13 protein-coding genes are annotated in these 14068 nt (G+C 33.2%); 8 read left to right on the top strand and 5 right to left on the bottom strand.

Going from position 1 to position 14068, the window contains the following annotated elements:
- Positions 1-232: 232 nt before the first annotated feature.
- Entirely contained in the window at positions 233-2140 is a 1908-nt protein-coding gene (gene dnaK / locus Q5N74_RS10395) for a molecular chaperone DnaK (protein ID WP_304388727.1), read from the top strand.
- 106 nt (positions 2141-2246) lie between these two features.
- Here the strand turns inward: dnaK and Q5N74_RS10400 are convergent, their stop codons facing one another.
- Positions 2247-2771, bottom strand: a complete 525-nt coding sequence (locus Q5N74_RS10400; RefSeq protein ID WP_304388728.1) for a hypothetical protein — start codon at positions 2769-2771, stop codon at positions 2247-2249.
- 168 nt (positions 2772-2939) lie between these two features.
- Positions 2940-3623: a Crp/Fnr family transcriptional regulator gene (locus Q5N74_RS10405; RefSeq protein WP_304388729.1), complete on the bottom strand. Its 684-nt coding sequence runs from the start codon at positions 3621-3623 to the stop codon at positions 2940-2942.
- 250 nt (positions 3624-3873) lie between these two features.
- On the opposite strand from Q5N74_RS10405, the gene Q5N74_RS10410 reads away from it, so the two are divergent.
- Entirely contained in the window at positions 3874-4821 is a 948-nt protein-coding gene (locus tag Q5N74_RS10410; protein WP_304388730.1) for a nitronate monooxygenase family protein, read from the top strand.
- Between the two features lie 2 nt (positions 4822-4823).
- Here the strand turns inward: Q5N74_RS10410 and Q5N74_RS10415 are convergent, their stop codons facing one another.
- Complete coding sequence (locus Q5N74_RS10415) at positions 4824-5189, bottom strand: hypothetical protein (RefSeq protein ID WP_304388731.1); 366 nt, start codon at positions 5187-5189, stop codon at positions 4824-4826.
- Positions 5190-5342: 153 nt separating this feature from the next.
- Between Q5N74_RS10415 and Q5N74_RS10420 the strand changes: the two genes are divergently transcribed.
- Entirely contained in the window at positions 5343-6329 is a 987-nt protein-coding gene (locus tag Q5N74_RS10420; RefSeq protein ID WP_304388732.1) for an aldo/keto reductase, read from the top strand.
- Between the two features lie 5 nt (positions 6330-6334).
- Here the strand turns inward: Q5N74_RS10420 and Q5N74_RS10425 are convergent, their stop codons facing one another.
- Together Q5N74_RS10425 and Q5N74_RS10430 are read right to left on the bottom strand one after the other, a co-directional pair.
- Positions 6335-8395, bottom strand: a complete 2061-nt coding sequence (locus Q5N74_RS10425) for a DUF3857 domain-containing transglutaminase family protein (RefSeq protein ID WP_304388733.1) — start codon at positions 8393-8395, stop codon at positions 6335-6337.
- A gap of 109 nt (positions 8396-8504) precedes the next feature.
- A complete protein-coding gene (locus Q5N74_RS10430) occupies positions 8505-9077 on the bottom strand; it encodes a GNAT family N-acetyltransferase (protein ID WP_304388734.1) in 573 nt (190 codons plus the stop codon).
- 110 nt (positions 9078-9187) lie between these two features.
- Here Q5N74_RS10430 and Q5N74_RS10435 point away from each other — a divergent pair, with 110 nt between their 5' ends.
- From Q5N74_RS10435 to Q5N74_RS10455, 5 genes are all read left to right on the top strand, one after another.
- Entirely contained in the window at positions 9188-9613 is a 426-nt protein-coding gene (locus tag Q5N74_RS10435; protein WP_304388735.1) for a PaaI family thioesterase, read from the top strand.
- Between the two features lie 3 nt (positions 9614-9616).
- Positions 9617-10732: a chorismate-binding protein gene (locus tag Q5N74_RS10440; protein ID WP_304388737.1), complete on the top strand. Its 1116-nt coding sequence runs from the start codon at positions 9617-9619 to the stop codon at positions 10730-10732.
- A gap of 51 nt (positions 10733-10783) precedes the next feature.
- On the top strand, positions 10784-12544 hold the full coding sequence (menD, locus tag Q5N74_RS10445) for a 2-succinyl-5-enolpyruvyl-6-hydroxy-3-cyclohexene-1-carboxylate synthase (RefSeq protein ID WP_304388738.1): 1761 nt from the start codon (positions 10784-10786) through the stop codon (positions 12542-12544).
- 102 nt (positions 12545-12646) lie between these two features.
- Positions 12647-12985, top strand: a complete 339-nt coding sequence (locus Q5N74_RS10450; protein WP_304388739.1) for a DUF2853 family protein — start codon at positions 12647-12649, stop codon at positions 12983-12985.
- Between the two features lie 251 nt (positions 12986-13236).
- Positions 13237-14067 carry a S1 RNA-binding domain-containing protein gene (locus Q5N74_RS10455; RefSeq protein ID WP_304388741.1) on the top strand — a complete coding sequence of 277 codons (831 nt, stop codon included), beginning with the start codon at positions 13237-13239 and terminating at the stop codon, positions 14065-14067.
- Position 14068: the final 1 nt, after the last annotated feature.

The following is a 14068-nucleotide window of genomic DNA, read 5'->3' on the forward strand; positions in this document are numbered from 1 at the left end:
GCTCCCCGACGCAGGAGGGAGCGAGTAGTGAAAGCCCGACCCGACAGGGATGCGCCATTAAAAATGACAAATGATTAAAATTTTGTAAAGATGAAGCGCAACTGCTAAGCATGTTTGTGACTGAATAGGAGAGGGAGGTGACACTGTGTCAGTATTTCTTTATTGGCATAATCATTGACTTTAAGCTACCGAGATTAAAAATGAATTTTCAACACAAATTAAAAAATATATTATGAGTAAAATTATTGGAATCGATTTAGGAACAACCAATTCTTGCGTTTCTGTTATGGAAGGTAACGAACCAGTTGTAATCCCAAACGCAGAAGGTAAAAGAACAACGCCATCGGTTATTGCATTTGTTGAAGGCGGCGAGATTAAAGTTGGTGACCCAGCTAAAAGACAAGCAGTAACAAACCCTACAAAAACAGTTTATTCTATTAAACGTTTTATGGGTAATAGATTCTCTGAATCTAGTAAAGAAGCAGGTCGTGTACCTTATAAAGTAGTTAAAGGAGATAATGATACACCTCGTGTAGATATTGACGGACGTTTATATACGCCTCAAGAATTATCGGCTATGATTCTTCAAAAAATGAAGAAAACTGCTGAAGATTATTTAGGAGTTACAGTTACTGAAGCGGTTATTACGGTACCTGCTTACTTTAACGATAGTCAACGTCAAGCTACTAAAGAAGCTGGTGAAATTGCAGGTTTAAAAGTACGTCGTATTATTAACGAACCAACTGCAGCTGCATTAGCTTACGGTTTAGACAAAAAAGGAATTGATCAAAAAATTGTTGTTTTTGACTTTGGTGGAGGAACACATGATGTATCTATCTTAGAATTAGGAGACGGTGTATTTGAAGTATTATCTACTGATGGTGATACACATTTAGGTGGTGATGATGTTGATGAAAAAATCATCAATTGGTTAGCTGATGAGTTTAATGCTGAAGAAGGTATGGACTTACGTAAAGACCCAATGTCATTACAACGTTTAAAAGAAGCTGCTGAAAAAGCGAAGATTGAATTATCATCTTCTGCACAAACAGAAATTAACTTACCATATATTACTGCAACTGCTAGTGGACCAAAACACTTAGTACGTTCATTAACAAAAGCTAAATTCGAGCAATTAATTGACGATTTAGTAAAACGTACTATCGCACCTTGTGAGTCTGCTTTAAAAGCAGCAGGTTTAAGCAAAAGTGATATTGATGAAGTTATTTTAGTAGGTGGTTCTACACGTATTCCAGCGGTACAAGCTGCAGTAGAGAAATTCTTTGGAAAAACACCAAGTAAAGGTGTAAACCCTGATGAAGTAGTATCTTTAGGAGCAGGTATCCAAGGTGGTGTATTATCTGGTGATGTTAAGGATGTATTGTTATTAGACGTTACTCCATTATCATTAGGTATTGAAACTATGGGTAATGTAATGACGAAGCTTATTGAAGCAAATACTACGATTCCTACTAAGAAATCACAAGTATTCTCAACAGCTGCTGATAACCAACCATCTGTAGAAATTCACGTTTTACAAGGTGAAAGAGCAATGGCTGCTGATAACAAAACAATTGGTCGTTTTCACTTAGATGGTATTCCACCAGCAAGAAGAGGAACACCTCAAATTGAAGTAACGTTTGATATTGATGCCAATGGTATTATACACGTAACAGCTGGAGATAAAGCGACAGGTAAAACTCAAGATATTCGTATTGAAGCATCTTCTGGTTTAACTGAAGAAGAAATCCAAAAAATGAAAGCAGATGCTGAAGCAAATGCAGAATCTGATGCTAAAGCAAGAGAAACTGCTGAAAAATTAAATGCTGCTGATGCTATGATTTTCCAAACTGAAAGTCAATTAGCTGAATTTGGTGATAAATTATCTGATGATAAAAAACAACCAATTGAAGAAGCGCTTGCTGAATTAAAAACAGCTTTTGAAACTAAAGATTTAGCGGTAATAGACCCTGCTTTAGAGAAAATTAACGAAGCTTGGAAAGTTGCTAGTGAAGAAATGTACAAAGCACAAGCTGAAGGACAACAAGGTGGTGGACAACCAGGACCTGATGCTGCAAGTCAAAATGGACAAGCAGAATCTAGCGATGTTGAAGATGTAGATTTCGAAGAAGTGAAGTAATTAGGTTTATACTAACTTAATTTTATATAATAAAAACGCAATCATTTAATTATGGTTGCGTTTTTTTAGGTTAAAAACCGTACTAGAAATACTAATAGAAATTTTATCATATAATATTACCTTGAGGGTCAATTTTTAAAGATTTTGTTTCGCCATTTCTTGCAATATTCAATTTATAAAACTTTTTGGATACGCCTTTATCTGAATAATTAACTACGTAAACGTTGGATTGAATAATAAAACCATAATGTGTTTTAGTAATGGTGTTTCTTACTTCGAATGGTAATTTTACGTTTTTAAACCTTTCAGTTGTTCTAACTATTTTTCCATTAGCATCATAAGTCGCCATGATTGTGCCTTTATAAGCTTTGGCCTCTTTAAAAGTAACAGAGTAGAATTCAGTACCTGCTTTGTATGCAGGATCTTCTTTTATATTGTATTCTGCTACTTGACTTTCTAAATAGTCTATACGTTTTGACATATCTGCTTCGAATACCGTATTAATGTAGGAGGCATTTGTAGATGTAAGGGCTTCTACTTTAGTTGAAAAACTATCAGGTTCGAATGCTGCTTGTGGGTACATAAGGGTGGTAAACCCTAAAAAAAAGATACCAATTAAAATTTTTTTCATGATATTAGAATTAAATTAAACAAAGTGTAGCTTAAAACTAATTGCTATGGAGGGAATTATTTTGTAACAATGTACTTGTACTTAATTACAACATAAAAGTAGTAATTACAATAAAGAGGCGATGCTACCTAGGTAGCATCGCCTCTTTATTTAACATATTTTATGATTTTAATTTTTCAGTTTGTCCAATAGCAAGCTCATATTAATAATTTCAAGTTGCTTATTTTCAATTTTTAAAATACCCGCTTCTTTAAATTGTTGAATGGTTCTATTTAAAACAGCTCGTGTTGTTCCAATTAATTGTGCTAATTCTTTATGTGGCAAGTCGTTTATTAATTCTATCTTTTTCGAACTTTCGTTGGTGTAGTCTAGCAGTAATCTTGCCAATCGGGTAGAGGTGTCATCTAGGTTAGAGCTGGCAACGAAGGTTTCTAAAAATGTCATTTTAACTATAATGTATTGCAATAAACTAATGTAAAAACTAGGATTTACCTGCATCCATTTTTTTAGTGTTTCTATAGGAATACTTATAACCTCAGTCGTGTCTAAAGTTTCATAATATACGGTACGTTGTGGTAGGTTGAAGATCGTGTACACATCGAAAACGTCATGTTTTGCTAATAAGAAAAGCGTTATTTTTCGATCTTTATTGTGATTAAAATGGTACACTTTAAGCCGTCCCGAAATAATAAAATGGAATTTATAACTTGTTTTGTCAGTATCCAAAAAGCAAGTTTTTTTAGGCCAATTTTTAAATGAAAAATCTTTAATTAAATGTTTTAAATCTACATTTTTAAATAAAGGGTTTTCAGAAAGTTTGGATAGGCAATATTCTTCATGATTTTCCGCCATTGCTCCTGTTTTTAAAGGTTATTAGAGAAATGATGTAGAGAGTGCTAGCGAAAAGTTAGTAAGGAAGTTTAAAAGTAGGAATATTATTGGTAAAATGCTAATTTTTAATAGTTTAATGATTATTTTGGAAGATGAAATTAAATCATTCATTTTGTTTTTTCTTCTGGAATACTGCTAATTAAGTATTTGTTATAGTAATTTTACTATGCATGCATAATATTTTGTTATATTTGTAAAAATCAATAGAAACATGGAAACCAAACTAACTCAACTTTTAAAAATAAAACATCCCATTATACAAGCACCTATGTTTTTGGTATCTAATACAGCCATGGTGATTGAAGGGATGAAAGAGGGGATAGCAGGTTGCATTCCAGCTTTAAATTATAGAAGTTTGGAAGCGTTAAAAGCAGCCATTACGGAGCTTAAAGCAGCTAAGGTAGAAGGAGGGTCTTTTGGTTTTAATCTTATTGTAAATAAATCGAATATCAAATATAAAGAGCAGTTACGTGTTATTTGTGAAGAAGGTTGCGATTTTATAATTACGTCTTTAGGAAGTCCTGAAGAAACTATTAATCAAGCCCATCAAGTAGGTATTAAGGTGTTTTGTGATGTGGTCGATTTAAAATTTGCACAAAAAGTGGAAGCTTTAGGGGCCGATGCTATTATAGCTGTAAATAACCAAGCAGGAGGTCACAGAGGAAATTTGTCGCCTAAAGATCTCATAGTCGAGCTAGTTTCTAATTGTAATATTCCTGTTATTTCTGCAGGTGGTGTGGGCTGTAAGGCAGATATTGATGCCATGTTAAGTTATGGCGCCGATGGTGTTTCAGTAGGAAGTCCTTTTATAGCATCCACTGAAGCTAATGTAACAGATGAATACAAACAGGCCTGTGTAGAATATGGCGCTGATGATATTATTATGACCGAGCGTATTTCTGGTACCCCATGTACCGTTATAAATACACCCTACGTTAAAAAAATAGGCACAAGTGCAACTTGGATAGAATCTGTATTAAATAAGCATAAAAAGTTGAAAAAATGGGTGAAAATGGTTCGTTTTTCAATAGGAATGAATGCAACTAAAAATGCTGCTACCAAAGCCACTTATAAAACGGTTTGGGTTGCTGGACCCAGTATAGAACATACCCATGCGGTTTTACCTGTAAAAGAGATTATTAAGGGTTTAGTAGAGTAATATTAATGCACTAAAGCCGTCTTTTTCTGTTTTTTATTTCCAACAAATAGACATAATGTGGTGCTCATTGTAAACCCTCCTAAGGAGCTAGCAATGGCTTCACCTGTATCCCAATAATAATAGCCTTCTTTATCTTTTCTAAGGCTGTCATAAAGTTCTTTTGATACACCTGCAAACACAGAAGTTCCTAGGCTATACCAAAAGGCTTTTTTCTTGTTTTTAGTAGTTCTGTAAACAATGGAATAAGTAGTTGCAGAAATTATGGCACCAGCGGCTAAGTGTAATTTGTCATCGGCAGATATTAATTGTCCGAAACTGACATTAGAACTTAAAAAGCAAACAATTACTGTGGCCGTTGTAAATTTCATTAGATCTAAATTTTGTTGACTTATTAATTTAAGACTTAAAATACTGAATTTGTTATATATTCGTTTTTTTTAATATTTATACGATTAAGTGAACTTATTAATACTTCGTAAGTGTTATTAGTTCTTATTTAGAAGTTAATTAGAATACATTTAATGAAGAATAGAAAATTAGGAGGTGCTGGTTTTAGTGTTAGTGAAGTAGGTTTGGGGTGTTGGCAATTAGGTGCCGATTGGGGTAAAGACATGTCAAAAGAAACTGCTTTTAGTATATTAAATGAAGCGGTAAAAAACGGCATTACGTTTTTTGATACGGCCGATGTATATGGAAATGGTAAAAGCGAAAGCCTTATAGGTGATTTTTTAAAAACCTGTGATGTTCCTATTCGTGTTGCCACAAAATTTGGAAGAGCAGGAGATGCTTATCCAGATAAATACTCAAAAGATACTTTAAGAAAATCGGTTGAAGGCTCTTTGCAGCGTTTAGGAGTAAACTCCATAGATTTACTTCAGCTTCATTGTATTCCAATACATTATTTAAAAGAAGGGCAAATTTTCGACTGGCTTCGTGAGTTGCAGCAAGAAGGACTTATAGAGCATTTTGGAGCTAGTGTTGAAACTGTTGAGGAAGGCTTAATCTGTTTAGAACAAAAAGGGCTACTGTCATTGCAAGTCATTTTTAATGTTTTCAGACAAAAACTAGTAACGGAATTATTTCCGCAAGCGGAAGCAAAAGGTGTTGGTATTATTGTAAGGTTACCTTTAGCAAGTGGGTTACTTACAGGAAAATTTAATAGTAGCACTAGTTTTTCAGAAAACGATCATAGAAATTATAATCGAAACGGAGAAGCTTTTAATGTAGGCGAAACTTTTGCAGGCTTACCATTTGAAAAAGGTTTAGAATTTGTTGACAGTATTAAAAACAATATAATACCAGATAATTTAGCAATGGTACAACTGGCTTTACGATGGATATTAGACCACCAAGCGGTTAGTACCATTATACCCGGAGCAAGTTCCGTAAATCAAGTTATAGGTAATGCTGAGGTTTCAGGTATCGAAGCCCTATCTAAAGAAACACATACAGCATTAATTAACGTGTATGAAGAACAAATTAAGCCACATATTCGGGGCGGTTACTAATCCTATTATTTGGATTTCTTTTTATTAAAATACCAAAATAAAAATAATGCTAAGATAACGAGCGTACAAAGTGTTAATGAAAATTTTACAATTGTAATGATGCTAGCAAATAGGTTGGTATTACTTGTCGTCCCTATAGTTTTAGAATAATTTTCAGGAATGTAAATTTGGTATGAGGTGGTTTGGTCTATTTTTTTAACATCTTGAATGTACTGTTTATATTCACTTTTGGTGATGTGATCTTTTTGGCTTTTTAAATAGTAATGTAGGTCTATTATTTTTTGTTTTCTATCATATTTTACTTTCCATTCATAATAAAATCCAGGTGAGTTAACAAATAGGTTGTCGTTTTCAATTCCCCAATCTGTCGGGAGGTTAATTTTAATTTGATGTTCTCGAATAATAGGATATGCAATAGCCAATTCAGAGACTCTTTTATCATTAGTGGGTATGTACAAAGAGTTTAGTAAACTACTAGGGGTGAAGGTTGCAGAAATATAATTTTCTTTTTCAACCATAGGAGCCCAAATACTATCTAATTTGTATTCTTCGTATACCTTGAAAATGTTACTGTTTAAGTTGTCTTCAAATCGTGGCGATTTTAAAGACGTTACATTGTAATAATAATTAGAGTAGAATTTTTCATATTCCTTTTCAATAGAATTAATACTGTTGGTTTTGAAATAGTATCGCATTTCATCTGCTTCACCTTCATAATAAGTTGAAACTACGTTTAAAGAAGCTCCTTTTCCAATTTCGTCTATAGTGTATTCTTCAAGAATCTTAATTTTATTTTCAGAGTACGGCTTAATTTCATCAAAAGAGTCGTTGTTCTTTTTAAGGACCAATCCAAATCTATAATCAGGAAAGTAGGTGCTATCATGTTCACCACCTTGATTTGTAATTGTTGGGTCGTACCAATGTGAAGTTCCATCTTCTACTTTTACAACACAATGGTCAAACAGTTTAGGCGAGGGTAATAATTCTTTAATACTTTGCTTTAGTGAGGTATTTACAAACATAGGGTATGCTTCAATATTCATTTTATTAAGCATCGTTGTCATTAATAAACTTTTGTCTTTGCAATCGCCAAATCGCTGTTTAAAAACCTGATTTGGCGTAAAAGGTTTGTAGCTTCCTATGCCAGATTCTAGTCCTAAATATCTAATTTCATTTTGTACAAAATTTAAGGTAGATTTTATTTTTTCACCATTTGTGCTAGAATTTGAATTTATCTCATCAATTTTTGCCTGCAATTCAGTGCCTATAGGTTCATTAATTTTATAAACATCTAAACCCCAATTCACCACCTCTTTCCATGTTTTAAATTCGGTTACAGAAACCGATTCATAAATTAATTTCCAAACAGGCGTGTTTTCTTCATAATCTAACTTTGTTGTATTACGAGATACCCAATTGTATTTTATAAGATTATTTACTTTAGAAATTGTTGGCTCTACGGAACTATTGAATCCCTTATGTTTTAATTCGTTTTGTGATAGAAGGGTGATGTTTATTTTTCCATAAGATTCCATGTCATTCAAATAAAAATGACTTGAAAATATGTTTTTGTGTATGGGGTTAAAGCCAATAATGGAGTAGGAGTAATCAATAACATCATCTGTTCTTACGTCAGAAATATTCATGACTGCAGATAATGAACCATCATATAAGTGGTTTTCGGCATTTAATTCACGCCTCATTACTTGAATGTCAGAAATAACCAATTTGTCTATAATTTGATTATTTCTGATAATATTTATTTTGTGGAATTTTAATTTTTGATAGCTAGGGTCATAACTCACATTAATGGTTGAAGCATTTTGAATACCAACATTATCTGTAACTTTAGTTGTAAGTCTGTTAAAAACAATCTGTTTAGGAATGTTTATTTGAGTATCGAATAGTAGAATATGTGTGCCAGCTGTTACATCATTTATATCTATTTCAGATTTGGAAAAATTTACAACATCTAACCATAAAGGCTCTTTTTCCTTAACTACTTGTGCATATATTTTTGAATGAAAACAGAAAATAATAATTAAACAGGTACATATGCTTCTCATAGATTGTAGTATTTTATCGAGATAAATGTAATTTTTTGTAATTTACTTACAAACTTAATATGATGAAAATCATTTTTATTCGTTTAATACAAAATATAACTATCGTGTACTAGAAGCCCTCAAAGACACGATTCTTAATAGCGGGCCATTCTTCTTTTAAAATGCCATAACAACAAGTGCTTCGTTTAAAACCGTCTAGCATCAGTGTGTCTTTTCGTAAAACACCTTCCAATTTAGCCTCTAGTTTTTCAATGGCTTTTCTTGATTTTATATTACGTTCATCAACTCGAAATTCCACTTTATCAAAATTTAAAGTTTCAAAGGCATATTGTAGCATTAAAAATTTTATGTGTTTGTTAAGTCCACTTCCTTGAAATTCATTGCCTATCCATGTCCAACCAATATGAAGTACTTTGTTTTTCCAATTAACCAGTCCGAAACGGGTAGAACCAGCATATGTATTGGTTTTTTTATCAAAAATGATGAAAGGTATGGCTGTTTTACGTTTATATCTATCAACAGCGTTTTCTACATAGGTTTTTAAATCGTTTGGGGTGTCAATTTTACTAGGGGAGTAGAAAACCAAATCAGGTTGTTTTGCAACCTCTAACAGGTGTTTGTAATTGTCTAAATCTAAAATGGATAGCTTAACGCGTTGGTTTTCTAAGGGTAATGTAAGCATATGGATATTGTGTTTTTATTTAAAGAGTCCTTTTAATTGAAACTAATTTTTTATAGTGTTTCACTACGTATTTTGTACTTTTACAAGCACGATTAAAAATACACTATTTTATGGCATTAACTAAAGAAAAGGTATTGGAACAAGCCAATGCTACTTGTAAAAACACCTTAATGGAAACTTTACAAATAGAGATTGTAGATTATGGTGACGATTTTTTAGTAGCACGCATGCCTGTTAATTCAAGAGTACACCAACCCGATGGTGTGCTGCATGGAGGAGCAACGGCAGCCTTAGCAGAAAGCGTTGGTAGTTTTGCATCACATATTTTTATTGATACCGAGACGTTTTTTGTAAGAGGTATAGAAATTACTGCAAACCATTTAAAAAGTGTTAAAGAGGGGTTTGTATATGCAAAAGCAACCTTTATTCATAAAGGGAAAACAACACAATTACTAGATATCAAAGTAACCGACGAAGCCAATAATTTAATATCAGTTTGCAAACTAACTACTATTTCGTTGCCAAAAAAGAATTAATTAATGACTTTGGAAGATTTTTTTACACGTATTGAAAACCAATACCATAACCAATTACCATTTACTGTTTATAGAAAACCTCGAGAAAGTAAATTAAACGCTTTACTTCAGTCTACCAATCAATTACATATTGTGAATGATTTTACTGAAAAAGGGTTTGTTTTCGCACCCTTTGATGATGTTGATAAGGCCGTTTTAATCCCTTTTGATGGTGCTGAATTTATTTCTTTAATTGCTGAAACACCTCAGAATATTGAAACTTCTAGAAAAGATGGTATTCCAAATGAAAATGAAAAACAGCATCACATAAAACTAGTATCGAAAGCCGTAGAAGCCATTAAAGAAGGTGCTTTTAAAAAAGTAGTACTATCAAGAAATGAGGAGGTTGTAATTGAAGAAAATAACCCTATTTCTATATTTAAAAAACTTTTAAGTACTTACAATTCTGCTTTTAATTATTGTTGGTACCACCCGCAAGTAGGTTTGTGGTTGGGTGCAACACCAGAAACACTTATAAAAATTGAAGGCAATCGTTTTTCCATCATGGCACTTGCTGGGACGCAGGTTTACAAAGGTCATTTAGATGTAGTTTGGAAAGATAAAGAAATACAGGAGCAAAAATTTGTAACCGATTTTATTGTTGATAGTTTGAAACCTTCGGTTGAAAGTTTGAATGTATCGGAAACGGAGACAGTGAAAGCCGGTAATTTGGTGCATTTAAAAACGATGGTTTCGGCACGATTAAAATCTGATTCTACTTTGAAAGATGTTATTTCAACGATACATCCAACACCGGCCGTTTGTGGTGTGCCAAAGGAAGCAGCGAAGCAATTCATTTTAAATAATGAAGCCTATAATCGTGAGTTTTATACAGGGTTTTTAGGTGAATTAAATTTTGAAACTACTACGGCACCGCGTTCTGGCAGACGAAATATTGAGAATAGAGCATACGCAATCACCAAAAAAAGTACGCAATTGTATGTTAATTTACGCTGCATGCAATTAAAGGAAAATACAGCTATTTTATACGTAGGAGGCGGTATTACAGCCCATTCGAAGTCTGAAAGTGAATGGAACGAAACAGTGTCCAAATCTTTAATAATTAAAAATATACTGTAATTAGCTTATTTTAAGCCCTATTTATTACATTTACATATAGATTTCAATTTTATGATTTACCCAAAAATTCCTCTCGCACAAACCGTTATTGAGCTTTTTAAAGCAAAAGGCATTAAACATATTATTATTTCACCGGGTAGTAGAAATGCACCTTTAACCATCGGTTTTACTAATAATCCGTTTTTTACGTGTTACAGCATTGTAGACGAGCGCTGTGCTGCATTTTTTGCTTTGGGTATTGCCCAACAGCTAAAAGTACCTACGGCGGTAGTGTGTACATCGGGGAGTGCTTTGGTAAACTACTATCCAGCAGTTACAGAGGCTTTTTTTAGCGATATCCCATTGGTGGTCGTATCTGCCGATAGGCCAAAACATTTAATTGGTATTGGCGATGGGCAAACTATCAATCAAAAAAATATATTCGATAACCATATCTTGTATTCTGTTAATTTGAAACTGGATATTAAAGATGAAAATAACATTCCTGAAAACGAAGAATTGCCTATGCTAAAAAACTTAGAAGGCAAGTTAGAACGTTTTTTAGGTTTGCAGAAGGACATCCAAACACATAATGAAGAAGAAATTAATGAAGCTTTAAATTTTGCATTGGTAAAAAAAGGACCGGTACACATTAACATTCCTTTTGATGAACCACTTTATGAAACGGTTGAAAAATTAAGGGTGAACCCGAAAGCTAAGAAACCAGCGGTTAAAACAAAGACTATTGAAGACTATGTGCTTAACGAGTGTTTGGAAGATTGGAATTCGGCATCAAAGAAAATGATACTTGTTGGGGTAAACCAGCCTAATGCGATAGAGCAAAAGTGGTTAAATGAATTGGCGGAAGATGATAGTGTGATTGTGTTTACAGAAACAACGTCTAATTTATATCACGAAAGTTTTTTCCCTTCTATAGATCAAATAATTTCTCCTTTAACTGAAGAAGAAAAAAAGGCATTGCAACCAGAGATTTTATTAACCTTTGGAGGTTTAATAGTGTCTAAAAAAATAAAAACGGTATTAAGAAAATTTCAACCTAAATACCATTGGCATATCGATGAAAAAATGGCGAACGACACGTTTTTCTGTTTAAGTAATCATATTGATGTAACGCCTAATCAGTTTTTCTCGGCCTTTTTACCGAAAATAACGCATTATGTAAAAAGTAATTACCATGCCAATTGGAATGCTGTAAAAAATAGCCGTTTAAAAAAGCATGACGAGTATTTAAAAACCATTCCTTTTTCCGATTTAAAAGTGTTCGATATTTTGTTTAAAAACATACCGAACGAGCATATTTTGCAAATAGGGAACAGTTCGGCCATTCGTTACTCGCAGTTATTCAATATCAACAAAAACAACACGATATTTTGTAATAGAGGTACAAGTGGTATAGATGGTAGTACATCTACCGCCATTGGTTGTGCAGTGGTGAACGAGAAACCAACCACTTTAATTACGGGCGATTTAAGCTTTTTATACGATAGTAATGGACTTTGGAATAATTACATTCCTAGTAATTTCAGAATTATTGTTATTAATAACCAGGGTGGAGGTATTTTTAGAATTCTTCCTGGGCATAAAAACACCAAGAATTTTGAGACTTATTTTGAAACCAGCCACAATTTAGATGCTAGACATTTATGTAGAATGTATGGTATTACTTATAAAAGTATTTCAAAAGAAAAACCGTTGGAATACTCTCTAAAAGAGTTTTTTATGGAAGATGAGCGTCCAAAACTGTTGGAAATTTTTACACCAAAAGATGTTAATGATGAAGTATTACTTCAATATTTCGAGTATTTAAAATAAAATACTTTGCAAGTTTCTTTTTTATGGTGTCGAAAAAATAGTTATCTTTAAAACGGTTATCAATTTAGATATTTTATAAACACATTAAAACAAAAATTTATTATGAGTAAACGTGATGAACTAATTGCAAAATATGCTGCCGATTTAAAAGATAAGTGTGGTGTAACAGCAGATATGGATTTATTAACTAAAGTTACAATTGGTTGTGGTCCATCTATTTACAATGCAGATGCTGCAACGGTTTCAGGATCGGATGCTGGAGAATTAGCAACTGTTAAAAATAATTTCTTAATTAAAAAATTAGGATTAAAGGATAGTGCTGATTTAGATAAAGGTATTGACGCAGTGATAGAGCAATATGGTAAATCGAATCGTAATAAATACAGAGCGGTTGTTTATTATTTATTAACGAAACATTTCAAGAAAGAATCTGTTTATTAATTTAAACAAACTTTATATATACAGAGCGTTGCAATTTTAATTGCGACGCTTTTTTTTTTGAAATTACCATTACAAACGAACCAACTACTAGGTGTTGTGCTTTTTTATAGCAAATGGACCCGCGTTAGGGAGTGTACTGGAAAGCCCACAGCGACGCAGGAGCGAGGACTTGTAAGGAAACGCCCGACCCGATAGGGGAACGCCCAATACATTTATTTAAAAATTATGATGAATATTGTTACCTTTGCGGCATGATAAGAATTGGTGAAGTTAATACATTAGAAATACTACGCGAAACCGACCACGGTGCGTATTTGGTAGACACAGAAGATAACGAAGTTTTATTACCAAATAGGTATGTGCCAACGGCGTTTAAAATTTACGATAAATTAGAGGTTTTTGTTTATTTAGATAACGAAGAACGCCCAGTGGCAACTACAGATATGCCACATATTAAAGTGGGTGAGTTTGCTTTGTTGCGTTGTAATGCCGTGACCGAATATGGCGCGTTTTTAGACTGGGGTTTAGTAAAGGAATTATTTTGTCCGTTTAAAGAGCAAGCCTTCAAAATGAAGCCTAAAGGTTGGTATTTAGTGTATTGCTATTTGGATGAAAAAACAGGCCGATTGGCTGCTTCTAGTAAAACCAATAGTTTTTTAGATAATAAGGAGCTTACTGTGAGCCAGTTTGATGAGGTTGATATTATTGTATCGCATCCATCGGACATTGGAATGAACGTTATTGTAAACAAAGCCCATATGGGATTAATTTACAACGACCAGATTTTTACCGATTTAAGTGTTGGCGATAAGTTGAAAGGTATTGTAAAGAAGGTGCGTCCAGGAAATAAATTAGATATTTCGTTGGGGCAAATAGGTTATAGAAATATAGAGCCGAATGCAGAACGTATTATGCACGAACTTCATGATAATAGTGGGTTTTTAAACCTGACCGATAAATCGGATCCAGAGGTTATAAAAGACGTACTTCAAATGAGTAAAAAGAACTTTAAGAAGGCTGTAGGTACTTTATATAAGCAGAAACAAATTGAGATTAAACCAGACGGTATTTACTTAGTTTAAA

It is taken from the genome of Mariniflexile sp. AS56 (assembly GCF_030552475.1).
In the GTDB taxonomy this organism is placed as follows: Bacteria; Bacteroidota; Bacteroidia; order Flavobacteriales; family Flavobacteriaceae; genus Mariniflexile.